This is a genomic window from Rhodococcus sp. NPDC057014 (assembly GCF_042673295.1).
GTDB lineage: Bacteria > Actinomycetota > Actinomycetes > Mycobacteriales > Mycobacteriaceae > Rhodococcus_F.
In genome coordinates this window covers 1-18254 of the sequence record NZ_JBHUSF010000171.1, presented here as the reverse complement: position 1 = coordinate 18254, position 18254 = coordinate 1, and the positions used below count along the sequence as shown (strand labels likewise).

The 18254-nt window shown below is 68.5% G+C and carries 22 protein-coding genes, 1 pseudogene and 1 riboswitch; of the genes and pseudogenes, 13 read left to right on the top strand and 10 right to left on the bottom strand.

All coding sequences use genetic code 11. From position 1 onward, the window contains the following. Window positions 1-43: 43 nt before the first annotated feature. Window positions 44-2128 carry an ArnT family glycosyltransferase gene (locus ACFTZB_RS27690; RefSeq protein ID WP_378436082.1) on the bottom strand — a complete coding sequence of 695 codons (2085 nt, stop codon included), beginning with the start codon at window positions 2126-2128 and terminating at the stop codon, window positions 44-46. Then, window positions 2125-3378 (bottom strand): glycosyltransferase, encoded by a 1254-nt coding sequence (locus ACFTZB_RS27685; RefSeq protein WP_378436080.1) that lies wholly within the window; start codon window positions 3376-3378, stop codon window positions 2125-2127. Before ACFTZB_RS27685 ends, ACFTZB_RS27690 begins: the two co-directional genes overlap by 4 nt. A gap of 139 nt (window positions 3379-3517) precedes the next feature. Here ACFTZB_RS27685 and ACFTZB_RS27680 point away from each other — a divergent pair, with 139 nt between their 5' ends. Continuing rightward, complete coding sequence (locus tag ACFTZB_RS27680) at window positions 3518-3943, top strand: HIT family protein (protein ID WP_378436078.1); 426 nt, start codon at window positions 3518-3520, stop codon at window positions 3941-3943. 3 nt (window positions 3944-3946) lie between these two features. Here ACFTZB_RS27680 and ACFTZB_RS27675 read toward each other — a convergent pair whose 3' ends face one another. Together ACFTZB_RS27675 and ACFTZB_RS27670 are read right to left on the bottom strand one after the other, a co-directional pair. Further along, window positions 3947-5329 (bottom strand): sensor histidine kinase, encoded by a 1383-nt coding sequence (locus tag ACFTZB_RS27675; protein WP_378436084.1) that lies wholly within the window; start codon window positions 5327-5329, stop codon window positions 3947-3949. An 80-nt stretch (window positions 5330-5409) separates the two neighbouring features. Next, window positions 5410-6126, bottom strand: a complete 717-nt coding sequence (locus ACFTZB_RS27670) for a response regulator transcription factor (protein ID WP_167372175.1) — start codon at window positions 6124-6126, stop codon at window positions 5410-5412. A gap of 773 nt (window positions 6127-6899) precedes the next feature. Beyond that, window positions 6900-6961, top strand: a riboswitch (guanidine-III (ykkC-III) riboswitch). 10 nt (window positions 6962-6971) lie between these two features. On the opposite strand from ACFTZB_RS27670, the gene ACFTZB_RS27665 reads away from it, so the two are divergent. The 6 genes and pseudogenes from ACFTZB_RS27665 to ACFTZB_RS27640 all read left to right on the top strand — a co-directional run bounded on the left by ACFTZB_RS27665 (window position 6972) and on the right by ACFTZB_RS27640 (window position 10640). Further along, window positions 6972-7286: a DMT family transporter gene (locus ACFTZB_RS27665; protein WP_378436075.1), complete on the top strand. Its 315-nt coding sequence runs from the start codon at window positions 6972-6974 to the stop codon at window positions 7284-7286. Window positions 7287-7335: 49 nt separating this feature from the next. After that, the gene (locus ACFTZB_RS27660) at window positions 7336-8142 is read left to right on the top strand and encodes an ABC transporter (protein WP_378436073.1); all 807 of its coding nucleotides are present in this window, start codon (window positions 7336-7338) and stop codon (window positions 8140-8142) included. Between the two features lie 41 nt (window positions 8143-8183). Next, window positions 8184-8414, top strand: a pseudogene (locus tag ACFTZB_RS27655) (LLM class F420-dependent oxidoreductase); the annotation flags it as partial. A gap of 118 nt (window positions 8415-8532) precedes the next feature. Continuing rightward, window positions 8533-9042, top strand: a complete 510-nt coding sequence (locus tag ACFTZB_RS27650) for a hypothetical protein (protein WP_378436086.1) — start codon at window positions 8533-8535, stop codon at window positions 9040-9042. A gap of 29 nt (window positions 9043-9071) precedes the next feature. After that, complete coding sequence (locus tag ACFTZB_RS27645; protein WP_124395682.1) at window positions 9072-9422, top strand: hypothetical protein; 351 nt, start codon at window positions 9072-9074, stop codon at window positions 9420-9422. Between the two features lie 54 nt (window positions 9423-9476). Continuing rightward, window positions 9477-10640, top strand: a complete 1164-nt coding sequence (locus ACFTZB_RS27640; protein WP_378436072.1) for an epoxide hydrolase family protein — start codon at window positions 9477-9479, stop codon at window positions 10638-10640. Between the two features lie 15 nt (window positions 10641-10655). Here the strand turns inward: ACFTZB_RS27640 and ACFTZB_RS27635 are convergent, their stop codons facing one another. Together ACFTZB_RS27635 and ACFTZB_RS27630 are read right to left on the bottom strand one after the other, a co-directional pair. Beyond that, entirely contained in the window at window positions 10656-10886 is a 231-nt protein-coding gene (locus ACFTZB_RS27635; RefSeq protein ID WP_378436070.1) for a hypothetical protein, read from the bottom strand. Window positions 10887-10974: 88 nt separating this feature from the next. After that, window positions 10975-11277 (bottom strand): MerR family transcriptional regulator, encoded by a 303-nt coding sequence (locus ACFTZB_RS27630; protein ID WP_378436068.1) that lies wholly within the window; start codon window positions 11275-11277, stop codon window positions 10975-10977. Between the two features lie 241 nt (window positions 11278-11518). Between ACFTZB_RS27630 and ACFTZB_RS27625 the strand changes: the two genes are divergently transcribed. Then, window positions 11519-11902 carry a hypothetical protein gene (locus ACFTZB_RS27625; protein WP_378436066.1) on the top strand — a complete coding sequence of 128 codons (384 nt, stop codon included), beginning with the start codon at window positions 11519-11521 and terminating at the stop codon, window positions 11900-11902. An 11-nt stretch (window positions 11903-11913) separates the two neighbouring features. On the opposite strand, the gene ACFTZB_RS27620 is transcribed toward ACFTZB_RS27625, so the two are convergent. Then, window positions 11914-12240 carry a helix-turn-helix transcriptional regulator gene (locus tag ACFTZB_RS27620; protein ID WP_378436064.1) on the bottom strand — a complete coding sequence of 109 codons (327 nt, stop codon included), beginning with the start codon at window positions 12238-12240 and terminating at the stop codon, window positions 11914-11916. A gap of 224 nt (window positions 12241-12464) precedes the next feature. Between ACFTZB_RS27620 and ACFTZB_RS27615 the strand changes: the two genes are divergently transcribed. From ACFTZB_RS27615 to ACFTZB_RS27605, 3 genes are all read left to right on the top strand, one after another. Beyond that, window positions 12465-12608 (top strand): hypothetical protein, encoded by a 144-nt coding sequence (locus tag ACFTZB_RS27615; RefSeq protein WP_378436062.1) that lies wholly within the window; start codon window positions 12465-12467, stop codon window positions 12606-12608. Between the two features lie 68 nt (window positions 12609-12676). Continuing rightward, on the top strand, window positions 12677-12823 hold the full coding sequence (locus ACFTZB_RS27610; RefSeq protein ID WP_378436060.1) for a hypothetical protein: 147 nt from the start codon (window positions 12677-12679) through the stop codon (window positions 12821-12823). 43 nt (window positions 12824-12866) lie between these two features. Then, complete coding sequence (locus ACFTZB_RS27605) at window positions 12867-13781, top strand: SigB/SigF/SigG family RNA polymerase sigma factor (RefSeq protein ID WP_378436058.1); 915 nt, start codon at window positions 12867-12869, stop codon at window positions 13779-13781. On the opposite strand, the gene ACFTZB_RS27600 is transcribed toward ACFTZB_RS27605, so the two are convergent. Then, window positions 13766-14527: an SDR family oxidoreductase gene (locus ACFTZB_RS27600; protein WP_378436056.1), complete on the bottom strand. Its 762-nt coding sequence runs from the start codon at window positions 14525-14527 to the stop codon at window positions 13766-13768. The two genes, ACFTZB_RS27605 and ACFTZB_RS27600, sit on opposite strands and share 16 nt — an antisense overlap. 77 nt (window positions 14528-14604) lie before the next feature. Between ACFTZB_RS27600 and ACFTZB_RS27595 the strand changes: the two genes are divergently transcribed. Both ACFTZB_RS27595 and ACFTZB_RS27590 read left to right on the top strand, forming a co-directional pair. Beyond that, complete coding sequence (locus ACFTZB_RS27595) at window positions 14605-15492, top strand: sigma-70 family RNA polymerase sigma factor (protein WP_378436054.1); 888 nt, start codon at window positions 14605-14607, stop codon at window positions 15490-15492. A gap of 84 nt (window positions 15493-15576) precedes the next feature. Then, entirely contained in the window at window positions 15577-17469 is a 1893-nt protein-coding gene (locus ACFTZB_RS27590) for a glycoside hydrolase family 15 protein (RefSeq protein WP_378436052.1), read from the top strand. Between the two features lie 45 nt (window positions 17470-17514). Here the strand turns inward: ACFTZB_RS27590 and ACFTZB_RS27585 are convergent, their stop codons facing one another. Continuing rightward, the gene (locus ACFTZB_RS27585) at window positions 17515-17715 is read right to left on the bottom strand and encodes an RNA polymerase sigma factor (protein WP_378436050.1); all 201 of its coding nucleotides are present in this window, start codon (window positions 17713-17715) and stop codon (window positions 17515-17517) included. A 4-nt stretch (window positions 17716-17719) separates the two neighbouring features. Beyond that, window positions 17720-18254, bottom strand: a 535-nt coding sequence (gene tnpA, locus ACFTZB_RS27580) for an IS200/IS605 family transposase (RefSeq protein ID WP_378436048.1), incomplete at its 5' end; no start/stop codon positions are given.

Here is an 18254-nt window from a genome sequence, read left to right as displayed (position 1 = left end):
TGTTAACCGCGGGCGGTTAACAAGTACTCACAGGGGGTTTCGGTCAGGACGTGAGGTCGTACAGGGTCACGCCGTCCACGGTGACGGCGGTGAAGTTCGCCTGCACCCACGCGGAGATCTCCGACGCGGTGCCGTCGCCACCCATTCCGCCGCCTCGGCCGCCGGCGATGAAGTAGTGGATCTTCCCGTCGGCCACGTACTGCTGGAACTGCTCGAGCGTGGGCGACGGATCGCTGCCGTTGAACCCGCCGATCGGCATGACCGGATCCTCGGTGGCCAGCTGGTAGCCCGACGCACTGTTGGAACCGATCGCCGCCGCCACCCAGGTGTAGTTGCCGGCATCCTGTTCCAGCAACGCCACGAGTTCCGCGCTCGGGTTGCTACCGGACAGCAGTCCCCCTGCGGCGCCGCCCATGGCACCCATACCACCCATGCTGTCGGTGGCGCTTGCGCCGAAGGTGGCACCGGGAGCGATGCCGGGAGCTGCACCGCCCGGCATCGTGGGCGCGGCTGCGCCGTCGGTGCGCCCGCCCATGCGTCCGGCACCGTCCATGCCACCGGGGCCACCCATTCCGCCGAAGCCACGACCGCCTTCGACGGTGGGTCCGGCCGAGACGATCGAACCGGTGTGCGGCGTCGCGATCGTGTCGACGGCGTACGCCGCCGGTCCGGCGAGCCCGGTGAACAGCGCGGCCAGCGTGACGACGGCCGCGATCCGGCCCCGGGTCAGCGCCGGGATCAGCACGGCAACCGCGGCGACGATGCCGACGACGACCACGGCCCACTTCAGCCACGGCGCGAACGACGCACTGCGCCCGAGCAGAACCCAGGACATCGCGGCGGTGGCCAAGAGTGTCACGGCGAGAACCGCCCGCACCCACAGGCTGTCGCGTCGACGCCACAGCGTCACCGAACCGATCGCCACCAGCGCGGCCACGGCCGGTGCGAGCGCGACGGTGTAGTACGCGTGGAAAATTCCGGCCATGAAGCTGAACGTCAGTCCGGTGACGAGCAGCCACAGTCCCCACACGAGGAACGACGCACGTTGCGTGTCGGTGCGTGCCGCCCTGCCGCGCACTGCGAGACCGGCGACGAGCAGGATCAGCGCGGCCGGGATCAGCCAGGCGATCTGACCGCCCTGAGCCGACTCGAACATGCGCGTGATGCCGGTGCTGCCCCACATTCCGCCGCCACCGCCGGGGCCGCCTCCGGGGAAGCCCCCGTCCGCCATGGCGTCGCCCATTGCCGCTCCGGCTTCGCCCCGCGCACCGCCACCGGGCGTGACGCTGCCCGTCTCCTCACCGTTCAACCGGCCGAGACCGTTGTAGCCGAGGGTGAGTTCGAGGATCGAGTTGTTCTGCGAACCGCCGATCCAGGGCCGCGACGACGCCGGCCACAGCTCGACGGTCAGCAACCACCAGCCCGCGGAGACGATCATCGCGCCGAGCGCCGCGAAGCACTGGGCGAGGCGCTTGCCGAACTTCGGCGGTCCCGCGAAGAGGTAGGTCAGGGCGAGCGGCGGGACGACGAGCATCACCTGAAGCTGCTTGGTGAGGAAACCCAACCCGACGAACACGCCGGTCAGCACCATCCACCGGGTGCGTCCGTCTTCCACGGCGCGCAGCAGCGCCCACACGGACGCGATCATCAGCAGCACCAGCAGTGCATCGGGGTTGTTGAATCGGAACATCAGCACCGCGATCGGCGTCAGCGCGAGCACCAGGCCGGCGAGCAGACCCGCAGGGGCGCCCAACCACCGCTTCACCGTCGCGTACAGCAGGGCGACGGAACCGACGCCGAGCAGCGCCTGCGGTACCAGCATGGCCCAGGTGTTGAGGCCGAAGATCCGGACCGACAGCGACATCACCCACAGCGACATCGGGGGCTTGTCGACGGTGATGGAGTTGGCGGCGTCGGAGGAACCGAAGAAGAACGCCTTCCACGACTCCGAACCCGCTTGCACCGCGGCGGCATAGAACGAGTTGGCCCAGCCGGAGGCGCCGAGTCCCCAGATGTACGCGACCGCGGTCCCGACCAGGAGAGCGGCGAGTGCCCAGGGCTCCCACCTCCGCCGGGCGGGGGGTGGTTCGGCCGTGTCGACCTTCGGTTGTTCGAGGGTCGTCGTCATGCGTGAGCTCCTTCGGTGCGAGCGTTCCGGAACACCCAGCGAAGGGCTATGAAACGGCTGATGGTGGCAACGAGATTGGCGAGAACGAGAACGGCGAGTTCGACGTGCTTGGACACGTCCGGGGCCGCCGAGTGCAGGATGTACAGCGAACCGCTGGTGAGTATCAGCCCGAAGGCGAACACGAGTAGTCCCTGCAGCTGATGCCGGGCCGCGCCGTCGGATCCGCGGACACCGAACGTGAACGCGCGGTTCGCGGCCGTGTTGAGCACGGCCGTGACGAGCAGTGAGACGGCGTTGGCCCACTGCGCGCCCAGGACCGGATGCAGGATCAGATACAGCAGCGCGTACGCGACGGTGGACGCGACACCGATCACGGCGAACCGGGCCAGCTGCCCGACCATGCCGCGGGGAACCCCGGGCACCAGCGGCTCGCGCCCGAAACTGTCCCGCAGGCTACCGATCGGGAGCGATCCGCTGGACAGCGCGCGGCCCACCCGCCACACGCCCTTGAGGTCGGCGACGGCGGTCGCGACGATGTCGACGCGACTGTCCGGGTCGTCCACCCAGTCGACGGGGACCTCGTGGATGCGCAGGCCCGCGCGTTCGGCGAGCACCAGCAGCTCCGTGTCGAAGAACCATCCGGTGTCCTCGACCAGCGGCAGCAGGCGCTGCGCGACGTCCGCGCGCATCGCCTTGAACCCGCACTGCGCGTCGGAGAACCGCGCGTGCAGCGCGCTGCGGAGGATGAGGTTGTAGCTGCGGGAGATGAACTCGCGCTTCGGGCCCCGGACCACCCGCGAGGAGCGGGCGAGCCGGGACCCGATGGCGAGGTCCGAATGCCCCGACAGCAGCGGGGCGATCAGCGGCATCAGGGCGTTGAGGTCCGTCGACAGGTCGACGTCCATGTACGCCACCACCTCGGCGTCGGAGGCACTCCACACCGCACGCAGAGCGCGGCCGCGTCCCTTCTCGTCGAGGTGCACGACGTGGACGCCGTCGATCTCGGCGGCCAGGCGGTGGGCCACGGCGAGGGTGGCGTCGACGCTGGCATTGTCGGCGATGGTGATGCGGGCGGTGTAGGGAACGGTCTCGTCGAGGTGCCGCCGCAGTCGGCGCACGCAACGTTCGAGTCCGGCTTCCTCGTTGTAGACCGGCACGACAACGTCGAGCACGGGCGCGGTCTCGGAGGTTCCGGAAGTCTCGAGTCGTCCCATGGCGCCCGGTGCGCGGGAGAGGGAATTCGTCGTCATGCGTCCAAGAGTCGGCCCGGACGCTCCGATGACTCTGGGCGGAGGCTGGGAGTTTCCTGTGCGCTTCGCACCCGTGAGTACTTATTAACCGCCCGAGGTTAATAAGTACTCACGGGGGCGAAGCCGCATAATGGCGGCCATGGGATCTGTATTCAGCGCCATCATCAACGGAGATCTGCCCGGACGGTTCGTGTGGGAGGACGAGGACGTCGTCGCGTTCCTCACCATCGCGCCCGTCACCCAGGGCCACACCCTCGTCGTGCCCCGCGAGGAGGTGGACCAGTGGCAGGACGTCGACGGAGCGATCTGGAACAAGGTCATGGACGTGGCCCGCACGATCGGGCAGGCCGTCCGCCCGGCGTTCGACGCACCGCGCGCGGGACTGCTGATCGCCGGCCTCGAGGTGCCCCACCTGCACCTGCACGTCTTCCCCGCTTACGACCTCGGCGATTTCAACATCAGCAACGCCGAGCAGAACCCGTCGCAGGAATCGCTCGAGGAGGCGCAGGCGAAGATCAAGGCGGCGCTGCGCGAACTCGGCCACGGGGACAACGTCCCCGACTGACGGTCAGCTCGACCGCGGAAGTTCCACCCGGAACGTGGCACCTTCGCCGGGCCGGCTGTCGACGGTCACCGACCCGCGGTGGGCGGCGACCAGGGCCGCGACGATCGACAGGCCGAGACCGCTGCCCCCGCTCTCCCGGGTGCGGGACGCGTCGGTGCGGTAGAACCTCTCGAATACCCGGGCCGCGTCTTCCTCGGTCAGTCCGGGTCCGGTGTCGGTCACCTCGAGCACGACGCTGTGCTCGGTGGTGCCGAGCCGCACCGTCACGTCCGCGGTGGCGGGTGTGTGTTTGACGGCGTTGGCGAGCAGGTTGCCGAGGACCTGCCGCAGCCGGGCCTCGTCACCGATCACCTCCGGTGTCCCGGGCCCGGGGCGGACGTCGAGGGCGATGGACCGCTCGGGGGCGACGGCACGCGCCCCGTGCACGGCGTCGGACGCCACCGACAGCAGGTCGACGGGCCGGGCCTCGAGGGGGCGCTGGGCATCGAGCCGGGCGAGCATCAGCAGGTCTTCCACCAGGAGACCCATCCGCGATGCTTCCCCTTCGATGCGGCTCATCAGGGTTTCGGTGTCGGTCATCGCGCCCTGTCGATACAGTTCGGCGAAGCCTCGGATGGTGGTGAGCGGGGTGCGCAGTTCGTGACTCGCGTCGGCGACGAAGCGCCGCATCTTCTCCTCGGACCGTCGCGCCGACTCCTCCGACGCCTCGGTGGCGGCGAACGCGTGCTGGATCTGCGCGAGCATTCCGTTGAGCGCCACGGACAGTCGCCCGATCTCGGTACGGTCGTCCCGTTCCGGGACGCGCCGGTGCAGGTCTCCCGACGCGATCGCCGCGGCGGTCTCCTCCACCTCGACGAGGGGGCGCAGACTGCGCCGGACCACGAAGTACGCGACCACTCCCAGCACGATCAGCACCACCACACCGATGATGAGTTGCAGCACGGCCAGCCGGTTCACGGTTTCGTCGTTCTCGGTGAGTGTCATCGCGACGGTCGTCTCGGTGCCGTCCGGCGCGGTGGTGGTCAGCACCCGCCACCGCACGTCGGAACCGTCGGTCGAGCCGACCGTCACGGGCACGGACGCCGGGTCCTCGGGCAGTGCGGGCGAGACGGATTCGTCGTTGATCTCCCGCAGCACGGTGCCGTTGGCCAATGTCGTGCGGACGTAGAACGGGCTCGGCGGACGTCCGGGATTCGGTTCGTCGGGCGGCGGCAGCGGGCGCGACTTGCCGGGCTTCGCCCACCCCTGAGCGGCCTCGTGGAGTTGGTGGTCGACGCGGTTGGTCAGCGAATTCTCGAGTGCCGACGTCACCGCGACACCGGACGCGAGAAGCCCGAGCGCAGCGAGCAGGAGCACGGCGCCGACGAGGGTGATGCGTAGTGGCATCGCGCGGATCCACCGTCGCGCAAGCCCGTTCGGGACAGCGGCGACGGTCTCGGCCGACTCCTGCGGAGCCGCGGGCGCGATCATCGCCGCGGTTCGCGCATCACGTAGCCGACGCCGCGGAGGGTGTGGATCAGCGGTGTCTCGCCGGTGTCGACCTTGCGGCGGAGGTAGGACACGTACGACTCGACCACCCCGACCTCACCGCCGAAGTCGTAGTTCCAGACGTGGTCGAGGATCCGCGGCTTGCTCAGCACCGTGCCGGCGTTGACCATGAAGTACCGCAGCAGTGTGAACTCCGTCGGCGACAGCGACACCAGGTCGCCCGCCTTCCACACCTCACGCGTGTCGTCGTCGAGTTCGATGTCGGCGAATTTGATGCGGGCCGACTGCTCCTCCACCGACACCTTGCCCGCCCGCCGGAGGATGACGCGCAACCGGGTCACCACTTCTTCGAGACTGAACGGCTTGGTGACGTAGTCGTCCGCGCCGAGGGTGAGGCCACTGATCTTGTCCTCCACCGCGTCCTTCGCGGTGAGGAACAGCACCGGCGCGTCCACACCGTCGGCCCGCAACCGCTTGAGCAGGCCGAACCCGTCCATTCCCGGCATCATGACGTCGAGAATGACGGCGTCCGGGCGGAAGGTGCGCGCCGTGTCGAGTCCCTCGGCCCCGGTCGACGCCGTCGCCACCTCGAATCCCTGGAATCGGAGACTCACGGAGAGCAACTCGAGGATGTTCGGTTCGTCGTCGACGACGAGGACGCGGGCTTCGACAGGCTTATCGTTCACGCAACCCATCATCACTCGTGACGCTGGATCGTCGCTGCACGTTTCCTGGGAGGTTCCTGTGAGCCGGTGCGGCCGGCCCCGTCCGGACGGATTCCGATCGTCAGTTGACGACGATATTGAGGTTGAACACTACCCCGCCGAACGTCAGGATCGTGTTGGCCAATCCGAGTGTGACACCACTGTTGAGCGCCCCGAGCAGTCCCAGCATCATGACCTCCATCGTCGCCCCGGTGACGGGGTGTGTGCGCGCTGTCCGTGCGCGTTGCGGATGACACTAAGTCACGTTCGACGAATTCGTGGCGACACGCGCACGCAATTTCCCTGAATAAAATCACCCATTCTTCTCGAGCGAAAAAGGGTGAAATTCCGGGCGCATGAGCGAGGATGGGACAGTTGCGCTCCCGCGCCCCGGCGCTCACGGTCGCCGCACACGCGACAACCCCGCCATCGAGCCGACGGCGGGGTTGCAGTGGCGGAGTTGTCTTGACAGGCAGGAAGTTCAGGCGACGACGTTCATGTTGAGCACCACTCCACCGAACGTGCCGATCGTGTTGGCGAGTCCGAGGGTGAAAGCGCTGTTGATTGCGGCGAGCAGTCCGAGCATCATGATGTTCCTCGTTATCTTCCGTGGTATACGCACAGAATTCACTGTCGCGCTCGACAATAAGTCAGCAGGTTTCGATCTGCGAGATATTCGGTGTATTCCCGTGCCGTGCGCGCGAAGCGAGTCTGTGGAGTCGCTCACCACTCACGGGCGCGGAGCGCCTCGTTGGGTACCGTGGAAGACGTCGACACGACATCCGGACGAGCGCACCGTACCCGGCCAGCGACAAGACGGTGCCCGGAGGTGTGTCATGGCGTGGATCGTGCTCGTGCTGTCGGGGGTTCTGGAGGCCGTCTGGGCGACCGCACTCGGCCGGTCGGAAGGGTTCGGCAAGCTCGGCCCCAGCATCGTCTTCGGCGTCGCCCTGGTCTTCAGCATGGCGGGTCTGGCCTACGCGATGCGCAGTCTCCCCACCGGAACGTCGTACGCGGTGTGGGTCGGCATCGGCGCGGCACTGACGGTCGGGTTCGCGATGCTGACGGGCGCCGAGAGTGCCACGCCGGTGAAGATTCTGCTGATCCTGGGCATCGTGGGATGCGTCGTCGGGCTGAAGGCTCTGCACTGACCGGATCGGGACGCTCGATGATTGTGTGTTGCGGGTTACAGTAATTCCCATGAACCTGGTGTCGTTGATGACCCTCCCGGTGCGCGCCGGTATTGCGGCGGCCGATGTCGGTCTCGGTATCGCCGAGGCCACCCTCGTGACGGTCCGGACCGCGGTCGCCGGGACCGGCGTGGTCACGGGCATGAGCACCCAGGGCAGCCCGTTGCAGGTGATCAGCCAACTGTCCTCGCTGGCGGCCAACGACCGGCCGCTCGGGCAGGCACTGCAACCGGGCGGTCCACTCGACCGGCTCCTCGCCCCGGGCGGTCCCGTCGACCGTCTCACGTCCGAGGGCGGCACCCTCGAACGACTGCTCGAGCCGGGCGGCCCGCTCGAGCGCGTCCTCGCCAAGGACGGCCCGCTCGACCGAGTCCTGGCCGAGGACGGCACCCTGGAACGGCTGCTCGCCAAGGACGGTCTGCTCGACCGTCTCACCGCCGAGCAGGGCCCGCTCGAACGGCTGACCGCGCAGGACGGTGCGGTCGAGCGGCTCACGGCGCCGGGCGGACTGGTGGACCGGGCGCTCGCCGAGAACGGCATCCTCGACACACTGCTGTCGGAGGGCGGCGCGTTCGAACGCCTCATCGCCGAGGGCGGCCCACTCGATCAGATCGTGGCACTGTCCGAGACGTTGACGGCCCTGGCGCCCAACCTGGAGCGGATGAGCGCGAGCGTCGACCTGCTGCAGGAAACGGTGGGCGTTCTCAGCGCCGCCGTCGGACCGCTCGGCGAACTGGCAGGCAAGTTGCCGGGGCGCTGGCTCAACAAGGGCAAGGGCGACCGCCCGGGCGTCGACTACACACTCGGCCCCGCCTGACGCCTTGACCTGAAGCGAACTCGAGGTTTTACGGTCGGGTCATGACCCGCATCGAAGGCCTCGGACCCATCGGCATCTCCCTGAACATCGCACCGGACGAGACACATCTCGGCGAGGCGGCCCGGCTGGAATCCCTCGGCTATTCGGCGATCTGGTTGGCGGGCGGCCAGATCGACAGTCTGGACCGGATCTCGGCCGTCGTCCGGGCGACCGAGTCGATCCCGGTCGCGACCGGCATCATCCCCGTCGACGTGTACGACGCGATCCCGGTCGCGCGCCTCCATGCCGATCTGCAGGTCACGGCGCCGGGCCGGTTCGTCGTCGGACTGGGCGGCCCGCAGATCCCCCGGCCGCTCCGCGCGCTGAACGCGTACCTCGACAGGCTCGACCGTGCCGACCCGCCGGTGCCGACGGAGCGGCGGATCCTGGCCGCGCTGGGCCCGCCGCAAGCTGGAACTCGCGCGGGAGCGGGCGGCGGGGGCCGTCCTGCTCCTCGTCACACCCGAATACACCGCCGAGGCCAGGCGCATCCTCGGCCCGGACGCCACGCTCATCGTCTCGGTGATGACGGTGCTGGACACCGACGCGACCCGTTCCCGCGACACCGCCCGCGTTCCTCTCCGGTTCCTCTCCGGGGTGGGCGGGTACGCCGCCAATTTCGCGCGGATGGGGTTCACTGCCGACGACATCTCGGGCCTGAGCAACCGGCTGGTCGACGACCTGGTGGCCTGGGGCGATGCGGACGCGATCGTCGCGCGGGTCCACAGCCATCTCGCGGCCGGCGCGGATCACGTCGTCGTCAGTGAACTGGGCGACCGGCCGGGCGAGGTGGCCGGACAGCTCGCGGGGCTGCTGCCACTGCGCGCACGGGACGGCCTCGGAGCGACCGGCCGACACTGACCGACACCTGCCTCTGGTATGCATTTCGCATGACACGAACCATCGTTGCGCTGTTGATCCCGGCCGCCCTGCTGCTCGGGGCGTGCAGTTCCGAATCGACCACCACCGAGGCCGAGTCCCCGGCGAGCGCAACGACCGAGGCCACCGAGGCGTCCTCCGCGGACCTGCCTGCGGTCGCGGACCTGTGCAAGGGCCTCCTCCAGTACGCGAACGGCGCCGAGGCCCGCGCGCAGCAGAGCGGCGAGACGTTCGACCGCACGAAGGCCCTCGACGACCTCTTCACGCAGTCGGCCGAGACGGCGGAGTGGAAGGACGCTCCGCAGGACCGCAAGGACCAGATGATCCAGGCCTACGACGCCGCCAAGACCGGGGCCTGCTGACCCGTTCTCGATCGAGGACCGGAACTGTCCTCAATCCTTCGTAGCGTGGTCTGCATGACCGACACGACGAAGTCCATCCGACCGTTTCGCATCGACATCGCGCAGTCGCAACTCGACGATCTCGCCGATCGACTCGCGCGGACCCGGTTCGGCACCCCGCTCCCGGGTGACGACTGGACGACGGGAGTGCCCACGTCGTACCTGGTCGAACTCGTCGCGTACTGGCGAGACGAGTTCGACTGGCGGGCGCAGGAGAAATCACTCAACACCATCCCGCAGTTCGTGACCGAGATCGACGGGCAGAACATCCACTTCCTGCACGTCCGCTCGCCCGAACTGGACGCCCTGCCCCTCGTCCTCACCCACGGCTGGCCGGGTTCGTTCGTCGAATTCCTCGACGTGATCGGGCCGCTCACCGACCCCGCGGCGCACGGCGGCAACCACGAGGACGCGTTCCACGTGGTCGTGCCGTCGCTGCCCGGATTCGGATTCTCCGGACCGGTCCGCGAATCGGGCTGGAACATGACCCGCATCGCCGGGGCGTGGGCGGAGCTGATGGGCCGGCTCGGATACGACCGTTACGGGGTCCAGGGCGGCGACATCGGCGCCGGCGTCTCGCCCGAGGTCGCCCGCATCGCCCGGAACGCGGTGGTCGGGGTGCACCTCAACGGCAACGTCGGCGTTCCGTTCCACGAGTTGGACGAGGCTGAACGGGCGAGCCTGACACCGCTGGAGCAGGACCGCCTGGGCCGGGTGTCGCGGTTCATGACCGACGAGTTCGGCTACATCTCCATCCAGTCCACGCGACCGGCGACGCTCGGCGCCGCGCTCGCCGATTCACCGGTCGGTCAGCTCGCCTGGATCGTCGACAAGTTCCGCGAGTGGACGTATCCGCGGGAGACGCTTCCCCACGACGTCATCGGCATCGACCGCCTGCTCACCAACGTCATGCTGTACTGGCTCACCGACACCGCCTCCTCGGCCGCGTACGTCGGCTACATGCAGGAATCTTCTTGGGCCACCGACAATTCCGTGTCCGGCGTCCCGACCGCCGTCATAGTCTTCGCCCACGACGTCGGCATCCGCCGCTACGCGGAGCGGGAGCATGCGATCACGCGGTGGACCGACGTCGAGGATCGCGGCGGCCACTTCGCCGCACTCGAAGAGCCCGAGACTCTGACCGCGGACATCCGGGAATTCTTCGCCGAACTCCGCTGAGCAGATCCGGCGCGGTCAGATCAGGCTGGAGATCAGGAAGGCGGCGAGCAGGACGCCGACGAGAACGGATCCGGCGGTAGCGGCGGCGAGGACGACCGAACCGGTGACGGTCATCGCCGGCGCAGCTGCGACGAGGGCGGCGACGAGCGCGGTTCCGAGCGAGAAGCGGCGGTCGGGTTCGACCTGCCCGTCCTTCGCGTGCCGGGCAGTGTGGGTGCGGAATGCATTGTGGGCCGTGAGGGTCATGGTTCTTTTGTCCCGTCTGGAGTCGAATGCGGACCAGAGCCGGAGCTCTGTCGAGTACAGAATTCACCTCCTCGGCGCCGGCGGATCGCTATCCGGGCGTGCCGCCCGGCCCGTCCAGCCGTGACGCCAGTTCGGCGTTCTCGGATTCGAGCGCGAGGATGCGCCGAATCCCGGCGACGTTCACACCGTCGTCCATGAGCTGAGCGATGCGTGCCAACCTGATCAGGTCGTCGTCGCTGTATCTGCGGGTGCCGCCGCTGGTCCGGGCCGGGGTGAGCAACCCGCGGCGCTCGTACAGGCGAAGAGTCTGCGGGCCGATACCCGTCAGCTCCGACGTCACCGCAATTCCGTAGACCCCGCGACGTGAACGGGGTAGGACGTCGATGGTCACAACAGGCTCCCTTCTGCTTAAGGAACACCTGATGTTAACACGCGAATTAAATGAATCTGCAACTGGAGATATAGATTTTGCGTTTCGAACCCCTCATACCTGGGCTGCAGCAGCCAGAACGAGCATCGGGTGACGTAATCTCGGACCCGAACCGAACGCGAACCGCCGCCGACCCCGGACGGATTCGCCGAGGTGTCGTGGCCATGAGCGCCACGGCCTCTGTGCGAGAGACGAGAAGACGGTGCCCCGTACTCAGGAACACGCAGATCGCTACCGTGACGCCCTCACGGCGCTCGCCGCGGCCACGCAGCGACCGGCCAATGTGGTCAACACCGGTACGGGCTACGCGATCCGGGTCGACTTCGAGTTCAACCGCTACCTTCTCGCGTCCAATGCCGCCGACGGACTGACCGACGCCGTCGAGGACGCGTCCGAGTGGCGGGTCAGCCTGTACCAGGGCGCCGCCGACGGCTCGTCCGACGAATTGCTGGCCACCGCCGGGCACGCGTGGCTGGTCGACGCATTCGACCGCGCCTTCGCCGACACCCGGGCCGAAGGTAAATGGCAGTCGGCCGACGCGTCGTTCGACGAGTTCAACCCCACCAACGACCAGTCCGCGAGCTGATCAGGCGCCGCTCAGGCGCGGTCCGAGACCTCGGATCGGACGAGTTGCTCGAGTTCGGCGTTCCGGGCCGCGAGCACCGCGTTCTCGGCCTCGAGCCGGAGGATCTGGCCGATTCCGATGAGATTGACTCCGGCGGCCACGAGTTCGGTGATCTTCTGGAGGCGCGCGACGTCGTCCTCGCTGTACCGGCGCGTGCCACCGCCCGTGCGAGTCGGTGTGATCAGCCCGCGCCGCTCGTACAGGCGCAGCGTCTGCGGTCCGATACCCGTCAGCTCCGACGTTACCGAGATCCCGTACACACCCCGCTGCGAACGAAGCGGTACATGAGAGGACGTCACCGGGTCTCCCTTCTTCTCAGGGCGCATCAATCTTAGCAAGCTCTGGACGACACAATGTGCCGCGGGGCGCGCAGGTTCGCTCTGGAATGCCCACACCGCCGCGTGCCAGGGACCAGCAATCTTGCCAATTCGGCTTGAACTTCCCGTCCGACCGCTGTAGAACAAATCTATATTCTTCGAAGCAGATAAGTTCTCACGACCAGTTCGGGCACGAAGGAGAATCGATGACCACGCACAATCCGCAGAGCGCTCCCCACGACGGGGAGGTCCTCGTCCTCGGCGCAGGCAGCGGCGGAGCGATCGCCGGCGGCCTGATCGCCACACTCGCTCTCAGCGCGCTCACCCTCCTCTCGTCGCTGCCGACGTGACCGGACGCCCCGACGCTGCCGCCCTCCCCCCGACACCGGCTTTTCGCACACGACAGGACACCGCGCCCATGCCCGCCAGCTCCGCATCTCACGCTTCCGCCACCAGCACTGCCACCCGAGGCGGAGCAACGATGAGCACCGAGGAAATCAAGGCCCGGATCGAGGCGATGTTCGCCGACGAGGCCGCCGATACGTCCCCCGCACTCGTCGAATAGCGACGCCATCGCCGATGCCGGCAGGACAGAGAAGGGCAGAGCCATGACAGTGTCCACCCCGCTCGTCGAACCATCGCACGACATCCATCGCATCCCCACGCGCTCGAAGCCGGCGCATCGCACCACGCCCGCGGCCGACGCCGCGCGGGGCGAGCACCTGCGGGCACGGCCGGAGACCGTCCGCCGCGAGCGTGACCAATACCGTGACGTGCCCGCGCAATGCGCGGCCATCAGCAGGCTCGCCGCCTCCGACCCCCGCCGCGAACTACTGCGACAGCGACTGATCGAGCGGTGCCTGCCGCTCGCCGAACACATCGCCCGGCGCTTCCTCGGTCGCGGAGAACCCCTCGACGACCTGATCCAGGTCGCCCGTCTCGGTCTGGTCAAGGCCGTCGACCGTTTCGATTCGAGCTGCGGCGCGAACTTCGTGTCCTACGCCGTCCCGACCATCACCGGCGAGGTCCGCAGGCACTTTCGCGACACGGGATGGGCGATGCGCGTCCCCCGCAGCATGCAGGAACTGCACCTCTCCCTCACCACGGCGACGACCGACCTGACCACCACACTCGGACGCGCCCCGACGGCGAGCGAACTGGCCGAGGCCCTCGGGATCGGCAAGGAGGAGGTGCTACGGGGTCTGCGGGTCGCCGACGCCTACAGCACCCTGTCCGTCGATTTCCCGCTCGGCGAGGACGAGCGCCCGCTGTCGGAGACGATCGGCGACGTCGACCCGTCCCTCGCACACGTCGAGGACCACGTGGTCCTCGAGCCGCTGCTGGGATCCCTCCCCGACCTCGAACGCACCGTCGTCGTCCTGCGCTTCTTCGGCAACATGACCCAGTCGCAGATCGCCGCTCGGGTGGGCGTCTCGCAGATGCAGGTGTCCCGGCTGCTGACCAAGACCCTGGCGGACCTGCGCGGGAAACTCGGCGACGCCGGCGGTCAGATGGCCGGGTAGGCGGCCAGAAAGTCCTCCCACGTCCGTTTGCCCGTCGTCGCCTCGAGCGACAGGTTGACGCCGTCCCGGTACGCGCGGCCCGCCTTTCCCGGCATCCGCACCGGCATCGTCAGCCGGTGCCTGCCGGTCGCCTGCAGGTAGCTGCGCGCCAGTTCGCCCATCCCGTGCACGGCCGGCCCGGGTAGGTCGGGAACCAGGCCGGCCGGGGCGCCGAGCGTCAGTTCCACCAGGCGCGCCGCCACCTCCCCCGAGTCGACCGGCTGGAAGCGCAGGCCGCCCGGCACCGGGATCACCGGGAGTTTCGCCATCTTCTGCAGCATGCTCAGCACCAGTTCGTGAAACTGGGCGGCGCGCAACGTCGTCCACGGCAGGCCTGAGTCGGCCACCGCTCGCTCCGCGGCCAGCTTGGCTGTGAACCAGCCGAGCGGAACCCGGTCGGCCCCGATCACCGAGATGTAGACGAGGTGCTGCACCCCGGCGCGCGCGGCGGCCTCCACCAGGTGCCGGGTCGCCACCTCGTCGCCCTTGGGGCCACCCGCCAGGTGCAGGACGGTCTCGACGCCGTCCAGTGCGGTCGCTATTCCCTTGCCCTCGAACAGGTCACCGGTCAGGTACGCAACGCCGTCGCCGGCGCCGCGGCCGTGCCGGGTGAGGACGCGAACGTCGCGCCCCGCCGCCCGGAGCAGTGGAACGACCTGGCGTCCGAGCGTGCCGGTACCGCCGGTGACGAGAATGGGTGATGTCATGATCTCTCCAGATTCTTCGGTGAGAATTTTCGGTGGGTCTACCTGTGAGACACGCCGCGAGGAAGGAATGTGACACGGTGGGCGACCGCGATCGGCTGACCGAGCGTTTCGAGGAACACCGGCCGCGACTGCGGGCCGTCGCGTACCGGATGCTGGGGTCGGCGAGCGAGGCCGACGACGCCGTCCAGGAAGCGTGGCTGCGCACGATCCGCGCGGACACCGGCGAGGTGGAGAACCTCGAGGCGTGGCTGATCACGGTGGTGTCGCGGGTGTGCCTGAACGTGCTGCGCTCCCGCGAGCAGCGGCGCGAGGAACCTCTCGACGTGCAGGCACACGACCCGGCCGTCGGCCACGACGACGGCGGCGACCCCGAACACGAAGCGATGCTGGCCGACTCGGTCGGGCTGGCGCTGCTGGTCGTGCTGGACACGCTGACCCCGGCCGAGCGGCTCGCGTTCGTGCTGCACGACATGTTCGACGTGCCGTTCGACGACGTCGCCCCCATCGTGGGCCGCTCCTCCCAGGCGGTGCGGCAACTTGCCAGCCGTGCCCGCCGGCGGGTGAAGGGCGCGTCGCCGGCGCCGGACCCCGCCGACCTGGACCGCAGGCGAGCTGTCGTCGACGCCTATCTGGCCGCCACCCGCGGCGGCGACTTCGACGCGCTGGTCGCTCTGCTCGATCCGGATGTGGTGCTCCGGGCCGATCCGGCTGTCGGGCCCACCCCGGGACCTCTCGTGATCCGGGGCGCCCGCGTCGTGGCCAAGGGCGCGCTCGCGTCCGCGGAACGGGCCCGGGTCACCCAGGTGGCCCTGGTGAACGGGTCGGCCGGGCTCGTGATGGCTCCCCGCGGGCACTTGTACCTGGTGCTGGCGTTCACCATCGTGGACGGGAAGATCACCGAGATCGACGTCATCGCGGAGCCGGATCGCGTCCGCCGACTCGACCTGGCCGTCCTCGGGGACTGACCGGTCACCCGAACCGGGTGATGACCGTCGGCGCCGCGACCCGCAGCATGGAGGGAGCCGACACTCCGGGAGAGGGACGCGAACGTGACTACTGCCTCGGACGACGATGCCCCGCCCCGGAGCGCGGCCGCGCCGTCGCCGTTCCCCCCGATCGCCGACTACGCCTTCCTCTCGAACTGCCACACCGGGGCGCTGATCGCGCCGGACGGTTCCGTCGACTGGCTGTGCGTGCCCCGGTTCGACTCCCCCAGCGTGTTCGGTTCCCTCCTCGACCGCGAGGCCGGGATGTTCCGGCTCGGCCCGTTCGGCCTCAACGTTCCGGCGTCCCGCCAGTACGAGCCGGGCACCAACATCATCTCGGCGGTGTGGAACACCCCGACCGGGTGGGTGAACGTGCGCAGCGCGCTGACGATGGGCCCGACCCGCGGTGAGGACACCGTCACCCCGCACACGAGGCCGCCGGCGGACGAGGACGCCGATCACATGCTGGTCCGCACGGTCACCTGCCTCGACGGCAGCGTGGAGGTGGAGTTGGTGTGCGAGCCCGTGTTCGACTACGGACGCGCACCGGCGGAGTGGGTTCTCGTGGACGGCGATCGGCACACCGCCGACGCGAGCGGTGCGGGGCTCACGTTGCGCCTGCAGACGGACATGGCACTCGGCATCGAGGGCGGACGGGTTCGCGCGCGCCACATACTCGAGAAGGGCGAAACCCTGTACTGCGCGCTGACCTGGGCGGCGGAACTCGCCGCGCCGGGGACGGCGGAAGAGGCCGCCTCACAACTCGATGCAACCGCGGCGTTCTGGCGGCGCTGGTTCAGTCACGCCCGCTTCCCCGACCATCGGTGGCGTGAGGCGATCCAGCGATCCGCCCTGACCATCAAGGGCCTCACGTACATGCCGACCGGCGCCACCGTCGCAGCCCTCACGACATCCCTGCCGGAAACCCCGGGCGGCGAACGCAATTGGGACTACCGGTACACGTGGATGCGGGATTCCACGTTCACGCTGCAGGCCCTGCACTACCTGAACCTGGACTGGGAGGCCGACGAGTTCATGCAATTCATCGCCGACCTCGAGTCGAACGGTGATTGCGCACTGCAGATCATGTACGGAATCGACGGCACCCGCGACCTCACCGAGTCGACCCGCGACGACCTGTCCGGCTATGCGGGCGCGCGCCCGGTGCGGATCGGCAACGGCGCGTTCGACCAGCGGCAGAACGACGTGTTCGGCGCCGTCCTCGACTCGATCCTGCTGCACACGGTGCGCAGTAAGCGCCTTCCCCGCCGGCTGTGGCCGCTCGTGCAGCAGCAGGCGGCGTGCGCCTCGGCGGTGTGGCGTAACCCCGATCAGGGGATCTGGGAGGCTCGCGGCGCACCGCAGCACTATGTGTCGTCGAAGCTGATGTGCTGGGTGGCACTCGACCGGGCGTCGAAGATCGCAGGCATCCGCGGCGATCGGGCGGCCGAGGACACCTGGCGGGCCACAGCCGAGGAGATCCGCGCCGACATCCTCGCGCACGGCGTGAAGAAGGGGGTGCTGCGGCAGCACTACGACACCGAGGCGCTGGACGCGTCGACGCTGCTCGCCGCGGTCTTCGGATTCCTTCCCCGCGGGGACGTCCGGCTGCGCGCCACCGTCGACGCCATCGCCAGCGATCTCACCGAGGACGGATTCGTCCTGCGCTACCGCACCGGCGAAACCGACGACGGACTGTCGGGCAAGGAAGGCAGTTTCCTCATCTGCTCGTTCTGGCTGGTGTCGGCCCTGACCGTGGTCGATCAGGTGCAGGAGGCAACCGATTTGATGGAGCGGCTGGTCAGCGTGTGCTCTCCCCTCGGCCTCTACGCCGAAGAGTTCGACACGAGCACCGGCCGCCATCTCGGGAATTTTCCGCAGGCGTTCTCACACCTCGCGCTGATCGAGGCCGCGGGGCGCATCATCCTCCACGAGCGGATGCGGGAACTGATGTGAGCCGACGCCAGAGCCTGCTCGGTCAGCCGATCGGCACGTGATGGTTCACAGTCCACCGCCGACACCGGCGAGCAGGGCGCGCGAGCCCTCGTGGAGCCGGTCCCGGACGACGTCGACGGTGGTCTTCATCGTCGCCGCCACCTCGTCGCAGGACATTCCCCGGTAGAACACGAGTGCGAGCGTCTCCCGTTCGAGGGCGGGCAGCGCTTCGACCGCGTCCAATACCGCCGACCTGCACGAAGTCACCGGATTAATCAGAGGAAGCCTGGCCCTTCAGGGCCGGGAGGAAGCGGATTCTGTACTGCGCGATCGTGCGTAGCGGGGTCGCGGTCTTTCGTGGGTTCGGGTCGTTTTGGTTGGTGATGTACTCGGCGATGATGGCGAGTGGGGCTCCGCCTGCGGAGGCGGCGAAGTAGGACGGTGACCAGAAGTGAGTTCCCCACAGGTATTTCCGGATGTGGTCGGGGAACTCTTGGCGCAGGTAACGAGCCGAGACGCCCTCGAGGCTGTTGACCAGGGTGGACAGTTGCGCGGTGGGTGGGTAGTGGATCGAGAGGACGTGGTCGGTTTCTCCGGTGAACTCGGTCAACGTTGCGCCGAACTTGTCACACACCTCTGCCATCATCTCGGTGACATAGACCAAAGGGCATCCGCAGGGAAAGGCGCAGGGTGTGAAGCGGATCGTTGTCGTGAAGCTGGCTCCGACCCCCGAGCAGTATGTGGCGCTGACATCGACACTGGAGTTGTGCAATGCGGGGGCGAACATGGTTTCGCAGCTCGCGCAC